This is a genomic window from Superficieibacter electus, assembly GCF_002915575.1.
GTDB lineage: Bacteria > Pseudomonadota > Gammaproteobacteria > Enterobacterales > Enterobacteriaceae > Superficieibacter > Superficieibacter electus.
On record NZ_PQGD01000015.1, the window covers coordinates 15933 to 37912 of the forward strand.

General features: G+C 52.2%; 20 protein-coding genes and 1 pseudogene. 13 read left to right on the forward strand and 8 right to left on the reverse strand.

What is annotated here, in order from left to right; genetic code table 11:
• Positions 1 to 26 precede the first annotated feature (26 nt).
• From CHU32_RS18155 to CHU32_RS18165, 3 genes are all read left to right on the forward strand, one after another.
• Positions 27 to 1760 carry a phosphoethanolamine transferase CptA gene (locus CHU32_RS18155; RefSeq protein WP_103676867.1) on the forward strand — a complete coding sequence of 578 codons (1734 nt, stop codon included), beginning with the start codon at positions 27 to 29 and terminating at the stop codon, positions 1758 to 1760.
• A 289-nt stretch (positions 1761 to 2049) separates the two neighbouring features.
• The gene (locus CHU32_RS18160; protein ID WP_103676866.1) at positions 2050 to 3381 is read left to right on the forward strand and encodes an SLC5/6 family protein; all 1332 of its coding nucleotides are present in this window, start codon (positions 2050 to 2052) and stop codon (positions 3379 to 3381) included.
• A gap of 23 nt (positions 3382 to 3404) precedes the next feature.
• Positions 3405 to 4715: an L-cysteine desulfidase family protein gene (locus CHU32_RS18165; RefSeq protein ID WP_103676865.1), complete on the forward strand. Its 1311-nt coding sequence runs from the start codon at positions 3405 to 3407 to the stop codon at positions 4713 to 4715.
• Positions 4716 to 4745: 30 nt separating this feature from the next.
• Here CHU32_RS18165 and metF read toward each other — a convergent pair whose 3' ends face one another.
• Positions 4746 to 5636, reverse strand: a complete 891-nt coding sequence (gene metF / locus CHU32_RS18170) for a methylenetetrahydrofolate reductase (RefSeq protein ID WP_103676864.1) — start codon at positions 5634 to 5636, stop codon at positions 4746 to 4748.
• A gap of 370 nt (positions 5637 to 6006) precedes the next feature.
• Here metF and CHU32_RS18175 point away from each other — a divergent pair, with 370 nt between their 5' ends.
• The 4 genes from CHU32_RS18175 to CHU32_RS28620 all read left to right on the forward strand — a co-directional run bounded on the left by CHU32_RS18175 (position 6007) and on the right by CHU32_RS28620 (position 8016).
• Positions 6007 to 6690 carry a hypothetical protein gene (locus CHU32_RS18175; protein WP_245880236.1) on the forward strand — a complete coding sequence of 228 codons (684 nt, stop codon included), beginning with the start codon at positions 6007 to 6009 and terminating at the stop codon, positions 6688 to 6690.
• Between the two features lie 2 nt (positions 6691 to 6692).
• Positions 6693 to 6983 carry a hypothetical protein gene (locus CHU32_RS28615; RefSeq protein ID WP_245880237.1) on the forward strand — a complete coding sequence of 97 codons (291 nt, stop codon included), beginning with the start codon at positions 6693 to 6695 and terminating at the stop codon, positions 6981 to 6983.
• 38 nt (positions 6984 to 7021) lie between these two features.
• A complete protein-coding gene (locus tag CHU32_RS28055; RefSeq protein ID WP_245880238.1) occupies positions 7022 to 7687 on the forward strand; it encodes an MFS transporter in 666 nt (221 codons plus the stop codon).
• A gap of 149 nt (positions 7688 to 7836) precedes the next feature.
• Complete coding sequence (locus CHU32_RS28620; protein ID WP_103676863.1) at positions 7837 to 8016, forward strand: hypothetical protein; 180 nt, start codon at positions 7837 to 7839, stop codon at positions 8014 to 8016.
• Between the two features lie 3 nt (positions 8017 to 8019).
• Here CHU32_RS28620 and CHU32_RS28950 read toward each other — a convergent pair.
• Positions 8020 to 8127: pseudogene (locus tag CHU32_RS28950) on the reverse strand (hypothetical protein); the annotation flags it as partial.
• A 24-nt stretch (positions 8128 to 8151) separates the two neighbouring features.
• On the reverse strand, positions 8152 to 9708 hold the full coding sequence (locus CHU32_RS18190) for a bifunctional metallophosphatase/5'-nucleotidase (RefSeq protein ID WP_103676862.1): 1557 nt from the start codon (positions 9706 to 9708) through the stop codon (positions 8152 to 8154).
• A 133-nt stretch (positions 9709 to 9841) separates the two neighbouring features.
• Here CHU32_RS18190 and CHU32_RS18195 point away from each other — a divergent pair, with 133 nt between their 5' ends.
• Positions 9842 to 10966 carry a cytoplasmic protein gene (locus tag CHU32_RS18195; protein ID WP_103676889.1) on the forward strand — a complete coding sequence of 375 codons (1125 nt, stop codon included), beginning with the start codon at positions 9842 to 9844 and terminating at the stop codon, positions 10964 to 10966.
• A gap of 91 nt (positions 10967 to 11057) precedes the next feature.
• Here CHU32_RS18195 and metL read toward each other — a convergent pair whose 3' ends face one another.
• Together metL and metB are read right to left on the reverse strand one after the other, a co-directional pair.
• On the reverse strand, positions 11058 to 13490 hold the full coding sequence (gene metL, locus CHU32_RS18200) for a bifunctional aspartate kinase/homoserine dehydrogenase II (RefSeq protein ID WP_103676861.1): 2433 nt from the start codon (positions 13488 to 13490) through the stop codon (positions 11058 to 11060).
• A 2-nt stretch (positions 13491 to 13492) separates the two neighbouring features.
• On the reverse strand, positions 13493 to 14653 hold the full coding sequence (gene metB, locus CHU32_RS18205) for a cystathionine gamma-synthase (RefSeq protein WP_103676860.1): 1161 nt from the start codon (positions 14651 to 14653) through the stop codon (positions 13493 to 13495).
• Positions 14654 to 14916: 263 nt separating this feature from the next.
• Here metB and metJ point away from each other — a divergent pair, with 263 nt between their 5' ends.
• Genes metJ through CHU32_RS28955 form a run of 4 tightly spaced genes read left to right on the forward strand, consistent with a single transcriptional unit; the run spans position 14917 to position 16687 of the window.
• On the forward strand, positions 14917 to 15234 hold the full coding sequence (gene metJ / locus CHU32_RS18210) for a met regulon transcriptional regulator MetJ (protein WP_049839584.1): 318 nt from the start codon (positions 14917 to 14919) through the stop codon (positions 15232 to 15234).
• A 57-nt stretch (positions 15235 to 15291) separates the two neighbouring features.
• Positions 15292 to 15900 carry a YiiX family permuted papain-like enzyme gene (locus CHU32_RS18215; protein ID WP_103676859.1) on the forward strand — a complete coding sequence of 203 codons (609 nt, stop codon included), beginning with the start codon at positions 15292 to 15294 and terminating at the stop codon, positions 15898 to 15900.
• A gap of 3 nt (positions 15901 to 15903) precedes the next feature.
• On the forward strand, positions 15904 to 16539 hold the full coding sequence (locus CHU32_RS18220; protein WP_103676858.1) for a TIGR02117 family protein: 636 nt from the start codon (positions 15904 to 15906) through the stop codon (positions 16537 to 16539).
• A gap of 34 nt (positions 16540 to 16573) precedes the next feature.
• Positions 16574 to 16687, forward strand: a complete 114-nt coding sequence (locus CHU32_RS28955) for a hypothetical protein (RefSeq protein ID WP_139156241.1) — start codon at positions 16574 to 16576, stop codon at positions 16685 to 16687.
• Here CHU32_RS28955 and CHU32_RS18225 read toward each other — a convergent pair.
• The 3 genes from CHU32_RS18225 to rpmE all read right to left on the reverse strand — a co-directional run bounded on the left by CHU32_RS18225 (position 16677) and on the right by rpmE (position 19423).
• Positions 16677 to 18101 carry an MFS transporter gene (locus tag CHU32_RS18225; protein ID WP_103676857.1) on the reverse strand — a complete coding sequence of 475 codons (1425 nt, stop codon included), beginning with the start codon at positions 18099 to 18101 and terminating at the stop codon, positions 16677 to 16679. The two genes, CHU32_RS28955 and CHU32_RS18225, sit on opposite strands and share 11 nt — an antisense overlap.
• Positions 18102 to 18188: 87 nt before the next feature.
• Positions 18189 to 18869 carry an oligogalacturonate-specific porin KdgM family protein gene (locus CHU32_RS18230; protein WP_103676856.1) on the reverse strand — a complete coding sequence of 227 codons (681 nt, stop codon included), beginning with the start codon at positions 18867 to 18869 and terminating at the stop codon, positions 18189 to 18191.
• 341 nt (positions 18870 to 19210) lie between these two features.
• On the reverse strand, positions 19211 to 19423 hold the full coding sequence (rpmE, locus tag CHU32_RS18235; RefSeq protein ID WP_103676888.1) for a 50S ribosomal protein L31: 213 nt from the start codon (positions 19421 to 19423) through the stop codon (positions 19211 to 19213).
• Positions 19424 to 19628: 205 nt separating this feature from the next.
• Here rpmE and priA point away from each other — a divergent pair, with 205 nt between their 5' ends.
• The gene (gene priA, locus CHU32_RS18240; protein WP_103676855.1) at positions 19629 to 21827 is read left to right on the forward strand and encodes a primosomal protein N'; all 2199 of its coding nucleotides are present in this window, start codon (positions 19629 to 19631) and stop codon (positions 21825 to 21827) included.
• Positions 21828 to 21980 lie beyond the last annotated feature (153 nt).

Genomic DNA, 21980 nt, shown 5'->3' on the forward strand with positions numbered 1-21980 from the left:
GGTAAAAATTTTTACAGGTCAAACGTATGTCTTCCGCACATTCCCAGCCTGAGCAGATGTTCAGCTGGAAGGCCCTTGGCTGGGCGTTACTCTATTTTTGCTTTTTCTCCACGGCGCTACAGGCCGTCATCACGTTTAGCGGTTTTAGCGGCACTAACGGCTTGCGTGACTCGCTGCTGTTCAGCACGCTGTGGCTGCTACCGCTTTTTCTCTTTCCGCAACGCACCCGAATCATTGCCGCACTTATCGGCGTGGTATTGTGGGCCTCATCCCTCGCCGTGCTCAGCTACTACGTGATTTATGGCCAGGAGTTCTCGCAAAGCGTGTTGTTTGTGATGTTTGAAACCAACGCCAGCGAAGCCAGTGAATATTTCAGTCAGTATTTCAGCCTGAAGCTGGTGCTGGTGGCGACCATCTATACCGTGGTAACCGTCCTTCTGTGGTCACGTCTGCGTCCGATATATATTCCCCGTCCCTGGCGCTGGGTAGCCTCTTTTGCCCTGCTGTATGCGCTTATCCTTCATCCTGTTGCCAGCAACATGCTGATGAAAGACAAATCGTTCGGGCGCTCTGTGGCTTCGCTTTCTACGCGTCTGGAGCCTGCTGCACCGTGGCAGTTCGTCACTGGCTACTATCAATACCGTCGGCAACTGGATAGCCTGAATCGTTTGCTGGACAAAAACAACGCCCTCCCCCCGCTGAAAAACTTACAGGACAGCTCAGGTAATGCGCCGCGCACGCTGGTGCTGGTGATTGGTGAATCCACTCAGCGTGGCCACATGAGTCTGTACGGATATCCGCGGGAAACCACGCCGGAGCTGGATGCGCTGCATAAAACCGACCATCAGCTTAGCGTCTTCAATAATGTCGTCACTTCACGGCCTTACACCATTGAAATTCTGCAACAGGCGCTGACTTTCGCCGATGAACAACATCCCGACCGGTATCTGACGCAGCCCTCGCTGATGAATATGATGAAGCAGGCTGGCTATAAAACGTTCTGGATCACCAATCAGCAGACGTTGACCGCACGTAATACCATGCTGACGGTATTCTCAAAGCAAACCGATAAGCAGTTCTATATGAACCAGGAGCGGATGCAGAGCGCGCGCGAATATGACACCAACGTGCTGGAGCCGTTTAAAGCGGTGATGGCCGATCCTGCGCCGAAGAAATTTATTATCGTCCATTTGCTGGGAACGCATATTAAATACAAATACCGCTATCCGGCGAATGAAGGCACCTTCGACGGTAAAACCGACGATCTACCGCCGGGTTTAAGCGCAGAGGAGCAGGAAGCCTACAATGATTATGACAATGCAAACCGCTATAACGACCATGTCGTCGCCAGCCTGATTAACGATTATAAAGCGACCGATCCCAACGGTTTTCTGCTCTACTTTTCAGATCACGGTGAGGAGGTGTACGACACGCCACCGCATCACACCCAGGGGCGTAACGAAGAAAGTCCGACGCGCCACATGTACACCATCCCCTTCCTGCTCTGGACCTCAGAAAAATGGCAGGCGACGCATCCGCGCGATGTCTCCGCCGATGTGAACCGCAAATACAGCAGTTCTGAGCTGATTCATACCTGGTCGGATTTAGCGGGGTTACGCTATGACGGCTACGACGCGACGCGTTCAATCGTCAGTCCGCAATTTGTTGAAGCGACGCGCTGGATTGGTAATCCCTATAAGAAAAAGGCACTGATTGATTACGATTCGCTGCCGTTTGGCGATCTGCCGGGTAATCAGTAGCGGGGTATTGGGCTGTCCTGCTCCAGGACGGCCTTTCCGCCCAGCAGGAAAGTGTGATCAGCCTCCCACATACAGTAATGACAGAATACCTTTCCTTATAAACCTCTATTTGTGGCTTATTTTTCTAAAAAAATAGCAACACATTGGCCGATTAGTGAAATTTTTCTCCTCCTGCCCGCGTATGATTTCCGCATTCTAAGAAAGCGCCTGCTCATACCCTGCCGCGCATCGCGCCTCCTTTCGCGGTAAGAGAAACAAAAATACCTCTTATTCTTTTGAGCGAAACGTTATGGAAACCGTTAATAAAAACAGCATTATTAAGGAAACATCCGCTTCAGGTCTTCGGGCTAACATGACAGCGCAGGAATGGCGCGAAGCGACAAAATTCGACAGCATCGACACCGGCTGGGTCATTATGAGTATCGGGATGGCGATCGGTGCAGGTATTGTCTTTTTACCCGTTCAGGTCGGGCTGATGGGCTTATGGGTATTCCTGTTGTCCTCGGTAATCGGCTATCCGGCGATGTATCTTTTTCAGCGCTTGTTTATCAATACCCTTGCAGAGTCCCCGGAATGTAAAGATTACCCCAGCGTCATTAGCGGCTATCTGGGGAAAAACTGGGGCATTTTATTGGGCGCGCTTTATTTTGTGATGCTGGTTATCTGGATGTTTGTTTATTCCACCGCTATCACCAACGACAGTGCCTCCTACCTGCAAACCTTCGGGGTAACGGATGAACTGCTTTCTGATAATCCTTTTTACGGTCTGGTCCTGATTTGTATTCTGGTCGCTATTTCTTCTCGCGGCGAAAAACTGCTGTTCAAAATCTCTACCGGCATGGTGCTGACTAAGCTACTGGTTGTGGCGGCGCTTGGCGTGGCAATGGTCGGCATGTGGCATCTGTATAACATCGGGGCGTTGCCGCCGCTGGGGTTGTTAATTAAGAACGCGATCATCACGCTGCCGTTTACGCTGACCTCCATTTTATTTATTCAGACATTAAGCCCGATGGTGATCTCTTATCGCTCACGGGAGAAATCCATTGAGGTGGCACGCTATAAAGCGCTGCGGGCGATGAATATTGCTTTTGGCATTTTATTTGTCACCGTCTTTTTTTACGCAGTGTCATTTACCCTTGCGATGGGCCATGACGAAGCGGTGAAAGCGCAGGCGCAGAATATTTCAGCGCTGGCGATTGCCGCACAATTTATCAGCGGTGCGGGCGCAGGCTGGGTGAAAATTGTCAGCGTGATCCTCAATATTTTTGCCGTGATGACCGCTTTTTTTGGCGTCTATCTGGGATTTCGCGAGGCGACTCAGGGCATCGTGATGAACATGCTGCGGCGTAAATATCCGGCGGATCGTATCAACGAAAAAGCGGTACAACGCAGCATTATGCTGTTCGCCATTTTACTGGCATGGAGCGCTATCGTGCTTAATGCGCCGGTGTTGAGATTTACCTCTATTTGCAGCCCGATATTTGGTCTGGTGGGCTGTTTAATCCCTGCATGGCTGGTCTACCAGGTTCCAGCCCTGCATAAATATAAAGGCGTCGCACTGGTCATTATTATCATTACTGGCCTGCTGCTATGCGTCTCTCCGTTCCTTGCGTTCTCCTGATGTGTTTGTAAAAGGTTATGGCTATGTTTGAATCAACAATGAACCCACTATGGGACCGTTTTATTGACGCGGTGCGTGAAGAGGTAAAGCCCGCGCTTGGCTGTACCGAGCCCATCTCACTGGCGCTGGCTGCCGCCACAGCCGCCGCTAAACTGGAAGGAACGCCAGAATACATTGAAGCCTGGGTTTCACCGAACCTGATGAAAAATGGCATGGGTGTTACCGTACCTGGAACCGGAATGGTTGGTCTGCCTATTGCCGCCGCGCTGGGGGCACTGGGAGGCAATGCAGACGCGGGGCTGGAAGTGTTAAAAGAGGCGTCACCACAGTCCATCTCCACTGCCAAAGCAATGCTGGCGGCGGGCAAGGTGCGCATACTGATTCAGGAACCCTGTGAAGATATCCTGTACTCCCGCGTTAAAGTCTGGCACGGCGATGCATGGGTCAGCACCACGATCGTCGGCGGCCATACACGTATCGTCGCCATCGAAAACCAGAACGGCAGTCTGTTTACGCTTGACGAGCAACCGCAGGATGGTGCGCTATCCTCGCCGCTTGCTGCGCTCTCCAGCGCCTCTCTGGCCGATATTTTGCGCTTTGTGAATCTGGTGCCGCTGGCGCATATTCACTTTATTCTTGAGGCTGCGCGTCTGAATGGTGCACTGTCACAGGAAGGGCTGAGCGGCCAGTGGGGACTACACATTGGCGCAACGCTGAAAAAACAGTGCGTTCGCGGGCTGATGGCTGACGATCTTTCTGCTGAGATTGTTATTCGTACCAGTGCCGCCTCGGACGCCCGCATGGGAGGAGCCGCGCTACCCGCCATGAGCAACTCCGGCTCCGGCAATCAGGGTATCGCCGCCACCCTACCGGTGATGGTCGTGGCGGAACATTTTAACGCTGATGATGAAAAGCTGGCGCGGGCGCTGATGCTCTCGCACCTGAGCGCAATTTACATTCATCATCAGTTGCCAAAACTATCGGCACTATGTGCAGCCACCACAGCGTCGATGGGCGCGGCAGCAGGAATGGCGTGGCTGGCGGACGGGCGTTATGAAACCATCGCCATGGCGATCGGCAATATGATCGGCGATGTCAGCGGTATGATTTGTGATGGCGCATCGAATAGCTGTGCAATGAAAGTGTCCACCAGCGCGTCGGCGGCATGGAAGGCGGTACTGATGGCACTGGATAACACCGCCGTGACCGGCAATGAGGGGATCGTGGCGCATGATGTTGAGCAGTCTATTGCCAACCTGTGCGCCCTGGCCTGTCAGGCTATGCAGCAAACCGACCGGCAAATCATTGAGATCATGGCGAATAAAGCACGTTAACCTCTTGACCGGGCGGTACAAGCTGCCCGGTTATTCCGCCGGACGCACGCCCAGCGTATGGCAGATGGCGTAGCTCATTTCCGCGCGGTTCAGCGTATAGAAGTGGAAATCCTTCACCCCTTCGCGGCTGAGAATCTTCACCATATCCATGGCAATATTGGCACCGACCAGCTTACGAGTTTCGGCGTCGTTATCCAGACCGTTAAACATCTGAGACATCCATGCCGGGATACGCACGTTAGTCATATCAGCAAACTTTTTCGCCTGCTTAAAGTTCGACACCGGCAGAATACCCGGCACAATCTCAACGTCAATGCCAGTTGAAGCACAGCGATCGCGAAAGCGTAGATAGCTCTCAACATCGAAAAAGAACTGGGTAATGGCACGGTTTGCCCCGGCGTCGATTTTGCGTTTCAGGTTCAGCAAATCTGCCTGCGCGCTTTTCGCTTCCGGATGAACTTCCGGGTAAGCGGCCACGGAGATATCGAAATCGGCCACCTCTTTTAGCAGTGCTACCAGATCGGCAGCATACATATCCGGCCTGCCACCATCGGGCGGTAAATCGCCCCGCAGCGCCACAATCTGGCGGATGCCGTTATTCCAGTAATCCTGAGCAATCGCCCGCAGTTCGTTACGTGAGGCGTCAATACAGGTCAGATGCGGTGCGGCAATCAGCCCGGTGCGCTCTTTAATATCTTTAATAATACTATGTGTGCGATCGCGCTCGCCAGAATTTGCCCCGTAGGTCACGGAAACAAATTTCGGCTTCAGGCTGCTCAGACGATCGATAGAGGCCCACAGGGTTTGCTCCATTTCACTGGTGCGCGGCGGGAAAAACTCAAACGAAACATTAATCCGGCCCTGGACTTCGGCCAGGCTCTGATTCAGCGCTTCCCGCTGGTTGGCGTGAAAAAAGCTCATACCTTACCTCATCAATCGCGTGTCATTATTGTTGTGTTTCGAACATCTATCCGTTTAGACGTCCAGATGTAAAAATGACGGAAAAATTGACGGTCGTCAATAGAAAAAACGAAGTGCCACTATACCCAAAATAATTCGAGTTGCATCGCGGCGGCAACAAAGCGCATCCCCGGGATGCGTACATCAGTACATGACCAGGGTAAGCGCAGGCGCAGCCAACAAAGATGCAGCCCGAAGTATGACGGGTATATATCGTTGTCTGAAGATCCGGCGGACGATTGTCAGCCAATGGAAAACTGGACTGAAAAAATTAAGTCGAGTACCCTTTGGCGGGTAAAAATTGCTGTTTGATACAGTAACAGGACACGTTATGACGCTCAAAAATCGCGCCCGGTACGATGCGCTGAGCACACAGGACAAAGAAACGCTTCTCAAAGCAACGCTATGGCATTTAACCGATTTCCATTTTGTACGTATGCAGCATTTCAGCGCATTCGGTCAGGAGAGCGAAACTGGTGTATTCCGCTATAAGGACGGCAGGGAATTCGTTTTTGTTCCCGGCGATACTGTCACATTGGGCTGGAATAGCTCATCCAGCGAAATGGATGAGAAGACCCGGCAGGAAATGGAAACGGCTCTTGCGCTCTCCGGGCCGGAGCTTGATACATTCCTCAATGACACCTGCACACCTGTCAGAACGGCAACCGTTTCGCCTATGCTGGCGGAAAGAGAGGTGCACGAACATATTGGCTGGAAGGCCATCTCCCTCACTGATCCGCGCATAACAGAAAATGCGTCACTCGCCGGATTTTTACATGACTTCATGGCAGAACCGCCTCACCCCGGCACACATAAACTCAATGAGCAATTAAAATTGCAATATGTTGCCGGGGAGCTACGCGCGGAAATTTACGAAGAAATAAGTTTCAGCAACTCATTACCGATATGCGGCAAGACGGTTTCGCCCTCCCCACGGAAGATGAGTGGGAATATTTGTGCGGCGGCGGTTCCCGGACGCTCTGGCGCTGGGGCAATAGTTTTGACTACCGAATAAAAATGCCCTGGTTTACGTCCGATGAACCAACCACCTGGGATATTAACTGGCCGAATCATTTTGGCTTAAAAATTGCGTTCGATCCTTATCGCTATGAAATCGTCAACGACCGCAATACCCTGCTGAAAGCTGGCGACGGTGGCTGCAATCTTTGCGGCGGTTACGGAATCGTGCTGGGATTCCTGCCCGTGGCGACATATTACAAAGGCTATGATAAACACACGGATGAGCTAGATTTTCTGGAGAATATCGGCGGTGATTATACCACTTACCGCCGCATTATTCGCCTGTAGCGCCCTCAGACAATTTATTCATTAATGGAGTTAATAAAATGAACATATCTTTACCAGGGATGGCGGATCATAAATGGACCAGGGCGGACCTGTTGAGCAGTTATCGCTTCTGGGGCATCATTTTTTTCTTTTCGCTGGTGTCGTTAAGCTGCACGTTGAACCTCTCGTTTTCCGCATATTTCTGGTCCACCTCTTTGCAAATGTCTACTAAAAATATAGGAGTCACTATTATTTTTAACCAGTTTGGATTTTTAGTTGGCATGATCCTGACCTGGTTTCTCTGTCGAATTAAAAATAGGTACTCGCTCTATGTTATTGCCTTATTATTACTTTCAGGAACAGGATTATCCTGGCTTGTCGATGACATATCCAATAGCTACTGGCTCACCGCAGGACAATTTCTCACTGCCACAGGCCATGGAGCAAGCACGTTACTGATACCCATACTGCTTGCCGGAGCGACCAGCAGTATAGAAGTATTTGCCATCGCATTCGTTTTTTGCGCCTTTATAATTAAACTCGTCTCAAGCATCAGTTTGTCCTTTCTCGCGGCCCCGGCATCACAGCATCTGCCGACAATAATTACGATCCTTACGGTCGTCGCATTACTACCGTTGCTGCCGATGAAAAAGCGTTATTCTATGCCCCGCCGCCCACAAGAAATTCGTCGACCCAAAAACCTGAGCAGGCCGATTCTGTTATAGTGGCATTGCTGGCAGCGGTAATCCCATTCTATATAATTTTCTGGTTTGCCAGAATTCACCGGGAAATGCATTTTGTCTCTCCCTCTTCCCGGCTAATGACCGCGTGTGGCGCGGGATGGCTGTCAATACTCGCCCCATTGAGTTCCGCAATGTTGTGTGTCACGCTCAGCGACGAACTGCGTACTTTGCTGGCGGAGCGCAACGAGAATGCGGGTATATCAACGGGCTGGGTATTATTCTGGGCGCTACTGCTGCCGCCCGTCGGAGCGGCAATTATCCAGGCAAAGATGAACCAACTGATTGCAAGCGGTGCCGGGAATAAAATTTAATGGTCAGCCGGATGAGGCATTCACGCCGTCATCCGGCAACCAAAACTGCAACAGTTGTGCCAGCCGGTTAATATCTGACTGAATCGCCCCGGCGGTGACATCGCGGCCAGCGGATTGTCTGCTGGCCTGGCCTCACTACCGTTTCACATCTTCCACGCGCATGCCTTTCAGCTGCTCATCCGTCAGCGGATTTCCCGCTTTGAAATAATCAACTACAGCATTAGAGATATAGTAGCCTCCGGATGTGTTACGCGCTTTACCTTCGGTAAAGGCCGTAAAACCATCACCGCCGTCAGCCAGGAAGCTATTGGTGGCAATGTGATAAACCGTGGCATCCTCAATCGGTTTGCCGTTTAACGTCAATACGGTGACCCGCTGGCCGACCGGTTTACTGCTGTCATACTTCATTTCCAGCCCTTTTGACACCTGCAATACACCGTTGCTTAAACCCGCGCCGTGTTCCATCAGGCTACGCAACTGCTTACCGGTGAGATCCATGGTTGCCAGCTCGTTCGGGAACGGGAAGGTGCTAATGACTGCGCCCATGGTAATGGCTCCCGCCGGGATTTCATTACGGATGCCTCCTGAGTTAGTAAGCGCTAACTGGGTATCTTTACCCGCCGCCGCCAGCAACGCATCTGCCGCCAGATTCCCTAACGAAGAAGATTCACCGTAAGCACGCGTCAGCTCAACCGGGGAGTTGGCGACCGTCTGTTGTACCACTTTATCGAGCTTTTTATTCCAGCCATCAATGACCTGCTTAGTCTGCGGGTCTGGCTGCCACTCATCAGCAAAAATGGTCTTCAGCTCGAAGTTCTTCACGGTAAATTGATGCGGTTTCTGCTGATAATCCAGCACCAGTTTACCCACATCAATACCGCCGCTGTCGGTAGAAAGAATCAGGGTATTACCGACTTTAATCGGCTCCGGCGTACCGACATGAGCATGGCCGGTGATCAGGATGTCCAGCCCCTTCACCTGACTTGCCGTCTGGATGTCTTTATCCAGCGCACGGCGGACATCAGTGCCCCCCAGACTGGACTGACGCGCTGGCGTGCCTTCATGGATCAGCGCTACGGTGAGGTCGACTTTACCTTTAAGCTCATCGATATAGCGCTGCAACCACTTCACTTCATCACGCGCCTCGATACCGACACGTGTCGCAGCGGAAACCGTATCATCAAAAGCAAACACGCCGTGCAGGCCAATCACGCCAATCTTCACGCCATCTTTCTCAATGATGGTCCAGGGCTTATCCCAGAACATTTTGCTGCTGTTTTGATAAAAGATGTTGCCCTGCACAATGGGGAATTTCGCCTGACTCAGTTGCAGCAGCGTATTGTCCCAACCGTGATCGAATTCATGATTACCCATGGTGACAGCATCAAAATTCATAGTGTTCATGATATCGATAATCGCCTTGCCCCTGGTCAGGCTGCTGATATACGGCCCGGTAAAATAATCGCCAGCATCAAAAAACCAGGTGGCGCTATTTTTCACTTTCGCCTGTTTCACCATCGTCGTGATATTAGCCCAACCGCCAATGTCACGTGTGCCATTGGCAATCCATGGGACTTTATAAGGTTCAACATGAGCGTGGAGATCGTTGGTATAGATAATCGTGACATCTTTGGCACTGGCCCAGAGCGGCAAAGAGACCATAACACCGACAGCAAGCATTTTTAACTTCATAATCAATCCCTTTCAGTCATATAAAGAATCGCTACGTTACGTTCTGAAAGGTTTTTTTATGTGAGAAAACTCACATCTACCGGTGATAGTTACGGGCCAAAATCAACGACCATTGAAAATCGTTGGTAATACGATGACGTCACTGTTCACCATCAATTGCTGTAAGTCCTTTGGCTGCCAGAATCTTGGGCTGGCGAGCTCACCCGATTACAGCTGGCCAGAGTATCGGTTGGGTTATGCCGCCCTGCATTGCCGGGCATGCGGCAGCTATCCTCCGCTGTTTAACGAGGAACAGTTTCGTCGCTGGTTGTCGGTATATTTAGCGGATTTCGCAGCCAATAGTGGTTATTTTTGCCCACGGTGTTATCAGCGGGAAACCATCCGCTATGGGCATAATCCCCGGGGCAGCCAGCGCGTTCAGTGCCAGGGCTGCAAAAAGGTCTGGACACCAAAGCAGCCAGCGCTCACCGCCCTCGTTCCGCCAGCACAAATCGCGACGATCCCCCTGATCGTTCCTTTTCAGGGCGTCAGTTCAGATCAGCAACTCTATGTGTTACTCAGTTTTGACGCTATTCGCGGTAAAGTTCTGCATATTTCCAGCAACTTCACGCCTCATCCAGTGGGTTCATCATTGCTTTACCGCTGGCGTGACAACGCTGAGCCACCTGTAATTCATGACGATATTATTGAGCGAGTAAGTCAGCGCGAAACCCAGTTTTTACGCCGCAGCCAGTTTGATGAAATCCAGTACGGCAGTGCCATGCTCAAACGGAACGCCAACGGCGCTATTTTACGCCCGGTGATTGCCGCGCACGGACATTTCCGCATACTGAGCCGCCTCTGGCCAGAGGTAAAAACGCACATTATTGCCCACGAATGTTTTCTGCGCGGGGCAGTGATTACCGCATGGGCGGAACAGTTTTGCCATCATCACGCCTCGCTTTGGTTTATTGATGAAGAGATCAATAACGATAAACGCACACTGCCCTGGCAATTGCTGGGTAATACCTGGCAGGGGTGGTGGCAAAATCAGTGGCAAATATGGCAACAAGGCAACACGCGTAAAATGGTGTGTTTGTTAACAGAGGGTCAGGTTGAAAAAGGGGCGTCAATCACACTGGCGGCAGGCCACCATTTTCTCGCCTGGTTACAACAACAGACGGAATTTCAGCAAAGCCCCCGTTACTCTGCCCATTCGGTGTTTCAGGCGATAAGATCGCTGGCAGATAAATACAACGCCTTCATTGAGAAACGGTAATTATGCCGGATGTCGATGCTTACGCATTTCATCCGGCCTGCGTTACACACGAACTGTAGGCCGGATAAGCGCAGCGCCATCCGGCAAAAAACTACAGCAGTTGCGCCAGCCGGTTAATATCTGACTGAATCGCCCCGGCGGTAACATCACGGCCCGCCCCTGGCCCACGGATCACCAACGGGTTATCACGATACCAGCGGCTTTCAATGGCAAAGACGTTATCGCACGGCAGCAGCGCCGCCAGCGGGTGCTCCGGACGGACTGCTTCAACGCCAACGCGCGCCTTGCCATTGGCGTCGAAACGCGCCACGTAGCGCAGCACCAGTCCCATTTCACGGGCCGCTTCCAGCCGCTGCACCATCTGATCGTTGAGTTCGTCGCCATTCTCAAAGAAATGATCTACCGAACCCTCTTCGCAATGCGACGGCACCAGCGACTCCACGCGGACCTGATCCGGTTCGATGTTGTAGCCCGCTTCGCGCGCCAGGATCACCAGCTTGCGCATCACATCCTTACCCGAGAGATCAACACGCGGATCGGGTTCCGTTAATCCCTGCTGCCACGCCTGATCAACCAGATCGGTAAACGGCACGGTACCGTCAAATTGCAGGAACAGCCAGGACAACGTGCCGGAGAAGATCCCGCTGATCGACAGGATAGTATCGCCGCTGTCGATCAAATCGCGCACCGTATGGTTGATAGGCAGGCCCGCACCAACGGTGGCGTTGTACAGCCAGTGACGACCGGTTTTTTCAAACGCGTCGTGGATTTGACGGTATTTATTACTGCTACTGGCACCGGCCAGCTTATTGGCGCTGATCACGTGGAAGCCGTGGCTGGCGAAATCCAGATACTGATCGGCCAGTTGCTCGCTGGCGGTCACGTCGAGCACCACTAAATCGTCGTACGGATGGGCGCGCATCCACAGGAACAGCGATTCTTCATCCTGCTCGACCGCTTCATCGTTAAAGAATGCCAGCGCACGACTGGCGTCCAGCCCCTCGTAGTTCAGCAGGCTGCGGCGGCTGTCCACCACGCCCGCCAGCACAAATTCAAAGCCGGTACGCGCCGAAAGCGTGCTTTGCTCGCGGGCGAAAAGTTCCAGCCAGCGGGAACCAATATTGCCTTTGCCGAACAGCATCAGGCCAATGCGTTTTTCCGCACGGAAGATAGACTGGTGCAGACCCTGGATCAGGCTTTCGGTCGGGCCGGTACGCAAAACGGCCACCAGGCTTATCCCCTCTTCCGACTGCCAGGTAAACTCCACCGGCTGTCCTTTCAGTTGCTGCCAGAAACGGTGGCAGTGCAGCGCGTTACGGCTGACGCCCGCACCCACCATCGCCACCAGCACCAGTCCCTGCCGCAGGCGCAACTCGCCCGGCAAGCCCGCTTCGTCGAGAATTTTCAGGGCGCTATCAGCCACTTCCGAGGTATAGCAGAACTGCAACAGATGACGATCGTTATGTACGCCGACCGCCAGCGGACGCACCTGCGCGCGTTTCAGCAATTGCTCTATCTCTTTATGCGCCAGTTTAAAGTCCTGGCTGGCGGGCACCTGAAACTCAATCAGGCAGACATCATCATGGCTGGTCACAATCCGCGCACCGGTACCAGAGGCCAGCACCCGCTCAATACGGGTAGAACCTTGATCCGGCGTGTAGCTACAGCGTAACTGTAAATCGATATCGCTGCCGGAAACCGGCTGGAGCGTGCGGGTATGCAGCACCGGTGCCGCCAGACGCGCCAGTTCACTGGCCTCATCCAGACGCAGCAGCGGCAACAGGCAGGCATCTTTAACTTTACGCGGGTCGGCGCTGTAAACGCCGGCCACGTCGCTCCAGATGGTGACGCGGGACACGCCCGCCAGCGCGCCGATTTGGGTAGCAGAATAGTCGGAACCGTTGCGGCCCAGCAGCACGGTTTCACCGGTGTTATTGCGGCTGATAAAACCAGTCACCACCAGACGCTTATTCGGATGCTGAACCAGCAACTGCTGTAGCAGGGGATAAGATAAACCTTCATCGACCTGCGGCTGGGCAGCGCGTTCGGCACGCAGGAACGCGCGCGCATCGAGCCAGGCGGCGTCCAGCCCCTGGCGATTCAGCACCGCCGACATCAGTCGGGCCGACCAGATCTCACCATGCCCGACCACTTCTGCATATACGGCATCGGTAATACCGCTGTCCAGCAACCCTGCCAGACGTTCAAGATCGTGGATAAAGGCGCTGATTAAACCATCCGCAGCCTCAGCAGGTAGCAAGCCGCTAATCAGTTCGCTCTGATAACGACGTAACGACTGCTGGACCTGATGCGCAGAGAGGCGATCGGTCTGGCTGAGCTTCAGCCAGCTAATCAACTGGTTGGTGGTGCTGCCTGCCGCAGAGACAACCATCATATCGCCAGGCTGCGAATACTCCGCCATAATGCCCGCGACACGCAGGTAACACTTCACATCTGCCAGACTACTGCCACCAAATTTATGCAGTTGACGACCCTTCGCCCCTGCCTGCGCTATCACACTCATGTTTACCCCTTCGATGCGATCCGGAAGCCATTTTCCAGATCGGCAATTAAATCTTCACCATCTTCAATGCCGGTTGAGATACGTAACAGCGTCTCGGAGATGCCGGCGGCGGCACGCGCTTCCGGTGCCATACCCGCGTGCGTCATGGTGGCAGCGTGGGAGATCAAACTTTCAACCCCACCTAAAGACTCCGCCAGCGTAAACAGTGACAGCCCGCTTAAGAAGCGACGCAGTGTTTGCTCATCGCCATCCAGTTCAAAACTCAGCATCGCCCCAAATCCTTTCTGCTGGCGTGCCGCAATCTCATGCCCCTGATTTTCCGGCAGCGACGGATGATACAGCTTTTTCACCAGCGGCTGGGTTTTCAGGTAGTCAACAATCGCCTGCGCGTTGCGCTGGGCCACTTCCATGCGCGGTGAAAGCGTGCGCAGGCCGCGCAGCAGCAGATAGCTGTCAAACGCCCCGCCGGTCACGCCAATATTATTCGCCCACCATGCCAGTTCGGTGACAAGTTCAGGATCTTTGGCAATAACCACACCCGCCACCACGTCCGAATGGCCGTTCAGGTATTTAGTACATGAATGCAACACCAGATCGGCTCCCAGCGCCAGCGGATTTTGCAGCGCCGGACTCAGGAAGGTGTTATCTACCACGCTCACCGCGCCAGCTTCACGCGCCAGTTGACAGATTTTCGCAATATCCACGACGCGCAACAATGGATTACTTGGACTTTCGACTAATACCAGCTTCGGTTTTTCGGCCAGCGCCGCCAGTAACGCCTTTTCATCGCCCTGATCGACAAACAGAACCCGATAACATCCGCGTTTTGCCAGACTGTCGAACAGACGATAGCTGCCACCGTAACAGTCGTGTGGTGCCACCAGCAGGTCGCCAGGCTTGAGAAACACCGTGGTCACCAGAAGAATGGCCGACATACCGGTATTAGTCAGCACCGCACCCGCGCCACCCTCCAGCTCGGCCAGCGCGCGCTGCACGACATCGCGTGTAGGATTACCGCGACGGGAATAATCATGCGCGCGCGGCTCATTAAAGCCGGTGAAGTTATAGGTGCTGGAAAGATGGATCGGCGGGACAACGCAGCCATATTGCTCGTCATCATTTAACCCGCTACGCACTGCGATGGTGGCCTGTTTACGCGTCATAGGGAATCATCCTGGCAAGGTCTGTGAAAAATCAGCCACCAGAGTAAACATTGTCATAATGGACGTCAATACATCTGGACATCTAAACTTCTTTGCGTATAGATTGAGCAAACGACAAATAGCCGTTAAAATTATATGCATTAGCGCACATCTGAGAATGCTTACCTCGTGTCAGAGCGTTCTCACTAAGGTAAACTACGCGCAATTACGGCCTGAACCTGCGTTCGGCCTTTTATTAATAGTGAGAGGATTAAAGGTAACTCATGGCTGAATGGAGCGGCGAATATATCAGCCCCTACGCTGAGCACGGTAAGAAGAGTGAGCAAGTAAAAAAAATTACGGTTTCCATTCCTCTGAAGGTGTTAAAAATCCTCACCGATGAACGTACGCGTCGTCAGGTGAACAACCTGCGTCATGCCACTAACAGCGAGCTGCTTTGCGAAGCGTTCCTGCATGCTTTTACCGGTCAACCGTTACCGAACGATGCCGATCTGCGTAAAGAGCGCAGTGACGAAATTCCGGAAGATGCGAAAGTGATCATGCGTGAACTGGGTATCGACCCGGAGACGTGGGAGTACTGATGCTACAACGGCGGTCCATGGATGTCGAACCGCCCTGCTCGTTTACAGGGAAACCGTATGAAAAAATATCTTCTGGCCCTCGGGCTGGCTGTCTGTTACCCCGCTCTGGCCTATGAACCGCAGACGGGCGATATCATCTTTCAAATCTCCCGCTCCTCGCAGAGCAAAGCCATTCAGCTGGCGACCCACTCGGACTACAGCCATACGGGTATGGTCATCATCCGTAACAAAAAACCGTATGTGTTCGAAGCCATTGGTCCGGTCGTCTATACCCCGCTGCAAAAATTTATCGCTCGCGGTGAAGATGGCAAATATATCATTCGCCGCGTTAACGATGGGCTGTCAGCAGAGCAACAGAAAAAGCTGGCACAGACCGCCAAAGGCTATCTGGGCAAGCCTTATGATCTGGCGTTTGCATGGTCCGACGACAGGCAGTATTGCTCTGAAGTCGTGTGGAAAGTGTATTTTCATGCGCTGAATATGCAGGTTGGCAAATTGCAAAAGATGAAAGAGTTCGATCTAAGCTCACCTGCTGTACAGGCCAAAATCAAAGAACGTTACGGGAAAAAGATCCCGCTGGAAGAAACGGTTATCTCCCCGCAGGCGGTGTTTGATGCACCGCAACTGGAAACGGTGGATAAACAATGGCCGTTATTTTCCTGGTAAACCATGATGAAAACCTTTCTCACAGGGATGTGTTTGTTGCTGAGCGGATGTAGCACCTTTCCGCAGGCGGTTACGCCAGTTGCCAGTTCATCGCCCGAAAAGTATCAGGTATTTGTTGTCAGTCACGGCTGGCATACAGGAATAATTATGCCTGCGCACGATATCAATATTATCCTGCCACAGTTAAAAACACGTTTTACGCCACAGCAATGGTATGAAATTGGTTGGGGAGATAAAGGTTTTTATCAGGCGCAAGAAATCACTTCAAAACTGACGTTGCAGGCGATGTTCTGGTCATCGGGTGCGGTGGTGCATATAGTCGCCTTCTCCGGGCAGCCAGAACGTTATTTCCCGACAAGCCAGGTTCGGCCACTCACCGTTAACCGCAGCCAGTACAATGGATTGCTGCGCTTTATTGGCCGCAGCTTCCAGCGCGATGAAACCGGCCATCTTATTGCCTTAAAAAAAGGGATTTACGGCGAAAGCCAGTTTTATGCGGCGAATGGCCGTTATGGAATGCTTAATACCTGTAATAAATGGACGGCGAAGGGGCTGAAAAGTGCGGGCATGGATATTAACGCCTCGTTGAAATTAACCGCTGGCAGCGTTATGAATGCGCTCGCGGACGCTGGTGAATAAAAAGCAGAGGATAGTGAGAGGATCAAGGTAACTCATCGCTGAATGGAGCGGCGAATATATCAGCCCCTACGCTGAGCACGGTAAGAAGAAGCGGGATTGCTCCCACCCCTTCTCGATCCACTCATACCTTCATCGCCTTACTTACTAATTCCATTTAATTTATTCAATGTCTCTTCCATTTTGAGCGTTTCTTTACGATTCAGCGGATAGAAGTAGATCAAAATGACCGCCGCCAGAAACAGGCATAACGCGGGTAAAAGATTCGCCATCGTATAAATATTTTCCTGCACAATGCTGGTTTGCACAGCGCCACCCGTTGATGAAGGTTGATAACCAATGATGGCCAGCATAAAACCGCCGATGGCCCCTGCGCACGCCTGCCCAATCTTACGGGCAAAGAAGTTCACACCATAAACCGTGCCATCTTCGCGATCGCCAGTGACGTACTGGTGATAATCACACACATCGGTCATAAACGCCCAAATCATCAGGTTGAATAACCCCGCCCCCAGCGTCGCCAGAAACAGAAAAACCAGATAGATTTTTGCGTCCGTAATATGAATGAAGTACATCATCACATACATGACTACCGCAAAAAGCAACGCGCCGACGCTAGCTTCCTTTTTACCAAACCGCCTCGTCAGCCAGGATGCCGAGGGTGCCAGCAGAACCAGAGAGCCGAAAGTAAAAAGTAACGCGATCGACATGGCTTCTTTATTATGGAAATAATCATTAAACAGGTAGGTCATGTTAGTGCCGGAAAGCCCCTGATTAATCACGATAAGCAGATCCACCACGACTAAAACAATCAGCGCCTTGTTGCGTACCAGGCCTTTCAACAGCACCGACACGGGCATGCTCTCTTTTCTTTCCACGCGTACGCGTTCCGTCGTTAACTGGCAGGTCAACGTTAAAAAGATAAAGCCTAATACAGCGCAACCAATGGCAATCCAGAAGAAATGCTGCCCGGAAATGACCTGGCTTCCGTCCACAAGGGTGGTATACATCAGGATAGGAATGAAAAAGCCGGTTGCCCCGCCGCCGATGGCTGACCCGACGCTGCGCCAGGTTGAGAGCGATACACGATCTTCCGGGTTAGAACTAATCGCCGCAGACATGGCACCGTAAGGAATACTCACGGTCGATAACAGTGAACCGTAAATAAAATAAGAGCAACTGATGTAGATAATTTTTGCCGTATAAGAAAAATCTTGCACAAACGGCAGGAACAGGACGACCGCAATGATACAGAACGGATACTTCATGCGACGCACCCAGGGGTTAAAACGCCCATATACCGTCAGTTTTGACGTATCGCACAAGCGCCCTACCCCAACATCGACAAACGCATCAAAGAGTTTAGTCACAAAATAAAGCGAGCCGACAATCACGCCGGAAATACCGAGTACGTTAGTGTAGTAAATCATTAAAAAGCTATTTACCAACCCCAGAATAAAACAGGTTCCGAGATCACCACATAAATAACCAAACTTATCCCTTAATCCGAAAGGCCTGACAGCAATAATTTTATTGCTGTCAATCACAGTTCCATCATTAGACATGATGTCAACTCCTACACATATTATTTGCGCAAATTATAAATACAGCCTGATACTCACGTAATAAACCGATACGAAGAGTGGTCATGATCAGAAGTTATAACCAATACCTACACGGTAACGGGTTTGGCGATCGTCGGTGGTCGTTGTGTTATAACCTGAAGAGACGTTACCGATTTCAGCAAAGGGAACCCATGATCCGAATTTATAAGCAACGCGGAAGTTATATTCATAATCTTCTTTTTTGTTGTTATATAAATCTTCGCTATCGGCAATTTTATAAATACCATTCAGCTCGAACATCCAGTTGGCCACGTTATAACCAAGCCAGGCTTCAGGTCGATAAACCATGCGGTCATCTTTCCCTTCCGTGTTTCTGCGGGCATATTCCTGACGATAGCGAAATGCGGTCCACCAGTGGTCATTGATATTGTACTGTACGCGAACATAAGGCTTATAAATCGTGATGTTATCGCCAGTTTCAACAGCAATACCTGGCTGCCAGATCAGATCCTGCCAGTTAAACTGATAGCTCGCTGTATACTCATTACCATTACTTTCCATATTGTTCCATGCGCTATTCGATTGCGCATCATCGGAGCGTGAAATGGCTTCTACGGCAACACCAAAACCTGTTGCAAAACGGTGCGACATATAAACACGGTCATAGTTGCGGCCATCATCATAATATTCATGACGGTAATCAACGTAACCCGCATGCGCAGTACAAGATAATACCGGAAGGAGTAATAAGGCATATTTTAATTTCATGACAAACCCTCTCAAAAATGAGATCCCAGCAATAGAATGACTTAGTGAGTTTCACCAAGGTGAAAACTCCAGTGAAACAATGAAGTCTGATAATTGGTTTAAGGAGCGTCAGGAAGTCTAGGGCAGAGCGGTCATGAAAACCTTTTAAATTTTGCCATAAAATAAAATTGATGGCAGAAAATGAAAGATCGAAAAGACCATGATCAACAATAGAAACAATTTATCATTAAATGAGGAACGGCGTTTCAATAGCATTTAGCGCACATAATAGAGCAGACACTAATTAAGAACGTTCAGAGACAAAAAAAGCGCCTTGCGGCGCTTTTTTCTGACAGCAAAACTTATTTGCTGGTCGGCAGGCTGAAGCGCTTGTTGAAGCGGTCAACACGGCCACCGGTAGCAACATCACGCTGCTTGCCAGTGAAGAACGGGTGGCATTTGCTGCACACGTCCAGGTTCAGATTGTGGCCCACGGTAGAGCGGGTTTTGATCACATTACCGCAAGAGCAGTTTGCAGTAATTTCTACATAATTCGGGTGAATATCTTTTTTCATGGAAAACCTCAGTTTAAGGCCGCGTCGCTCTTCCAGCCCTAACGCCAGACACCACGCGATGTTAATGGTAGTTGTTTCTGATACGCGTTTAGCGCACCAAAGGGGGCGAATCATACAGAATTTAACCAGCGTATGCAAACTGATCCGTTCGCCGCCTCATAGAATGTGTATACTATCCCGCCAGTTTTCACATCAGGATGATCTTATGCCCGTTGCTCACGTTGCGCTACCGGTTCCGCTGCCCCGCACCTTTGACTATCTGCTGCCTGAAGCAATGTCGGTGACGGCGGGCTGTCGTGTACGCGTACCGTTTGGTAAGCAACAGGAGCGCATCGGGATTGTGGTCTCGGTCAGCGAGAAAAGCGAACTGCCGCTTAATGAGTTAAAGGCAGTGGTCGAGGTCGTGGACAGCGAACCGGTGTTCTCAACGTCCGTCTGGCGCTTATTGCTGTGGGCGGCTGACTATTATCATCATCCGGTAGGCGACGTGCTGTTTCACGCGCTGCCCATTCTGCTGCGTCAGGGCAAGCCTGCCAGCGCCGCGCCGCTGTGGTACTGGTTTGCCACGGAGCAAGGTCAGGCAGTCGATATCAACAGCCTGAAGCGTTCGCCAAAGCAGCAGCAAGCGCTGGCGGCGTTGCGTCAGGGGAAAATCTGGCGACACCAGGTGGCTGAACTGGAATTTAACGATGCGGCGCTTCAGGCGTTGCGCACGAAAGGACTGAGTGAACTGAGCAGCGAAGCCCCTGCTCTCAGCGACTGGCGCGCCCAATACGCCGTGAGTGGTGAACGTCTGCGACTCAATACCGAACAGGCCACCGCCGTCGGCGCAATCCACAGTGCGTCAGACAGCTTCTCTGCGTGGTTATTGGCAGGGGTCACCGGCTCGGGTAAAACGGAAGTGTATCTGAGCGTGCTGGAAAATGTGCTGGCGCAGGGTAAACAGGCGCTGGTCATGGTGCCAGAGATTGGCCTGACGCCGCAGACCATCGCTCGTTTTCGCGAACGTTTTAACGCGCCGGTTGAAGTGCTGCATTCGGCACTTAATGACAGCGAACGCCTCTCGGCCTGGCTAAAAGCAAAAAACGGCGAGGCGGCAATTGTTATCGGCACCCGTTCGTCGCTGTTTACGCCGTTTAAAAACCTCGGCGTCATTGTTATTGATGAAGAGCATGACAGCTCCTATAAACAGCAGGAAGGCTGGCGTTACCACGCACGCGATCTGGCGGTTTTCCGGGCGCACAGCGAGCAGATCCCGATTATCCTCGGCTCCGCAACGCCGGCGCTGGAAACGCTGCACAACGTGCGGCAGAAAAAGTATCGCCAGCTTCAGTTGACCCGCCGCGCCGGTAACGCACGCCCGGCCAGCCAGCATGTGCTCGACCTGAAAGGCCAGCAGCTTCAGGCGGGCCTGTCACCGGTGCTTATCAGCCGAATGCGCCAGCATCTTCAGGCTGATAATCAGGTGATCCTGTTTCTTAACCGTCGCGGATTCGCCCCGGCGCTGTTGTGCCACGACTGCGGATGGATCGCCGAGTGTCCGCGCTGCGATCACTACTACACCCTGCACCAGGCGCAGCATCAGCTGCGTTGCCACCACTGCGACAGCCAGCGCCCTGTTCCGCGCCAGTGTCCGTCCTGCGGCTCGACGCATTTGGTGCCGGTAGGCATGGGCACTGAGCAGTTGGAACAGGCGTTAACACCGCTGTTTGACGGTGTGCCTATTTCACGTATCGATCGCGATACCACCAGCCGCAAAGGCGCGCTGGAACAGTATCTGGCGGAGGTCCATCGCGGCGGGGCTCGCATCCTGATTGGCACCCAGATGCTGGCGAAGGGGCACCATTTCCCGGATGTGACATTGGTGGCGCTGCTGGATGTTGATGGCGCACTTTTCTCGGCGGACTTTCGGTCCGCGGAACGCTTCGCCCAGCTGTATACCCAGGTATCAGGGCGCGCGGGGCGGGCAGGTAAACAGGGCGAAGTGATCCTGCAAACTCATCATCCGGAACATCCTCTATTACAAACATTGCTGCATCAGGGATATGACGCCTTTGCGCAGCAGGCGCTGGCGGAACGTCAGACGATGCAACTGCCGCCGTGGACCAGCCATGTCCTGATTCGTGCGGAAGACCATAACAATCAACAGGCTCCCGTTTTCTTACAGCAGTTGCGCAACCTGATACAGGCCAGCCCGCTGGCTGATGAGCCGTTGTGGATACTCGGCCCGGTGCCGGCTCTGGCTCCCAAGCGTGGGGGGCGTTATCGCTGGCAAATACTGCTCCAGCATCCATCACGCGTGCGTCTGCAACATGTCGTCAGCGGAACGCTGGCGTTAATCAACACGCTGCCAGAATCGCGCCGGGTAAAATGGGTGCTGGATGTCGATCCTATTGAGGGTTAAACGACAACGATGCGAGGCGGATCGAGAAATTTAATGTTCATCACACTTTTCATGAAATTTCTGTAACTCTTCGGATAACTATCTGATAAAAATGTGGGTGATGTCAGAGACAGAGGACGTCTCTGTGCCTGCGCGGCGTCTGCGAGGAGAAAA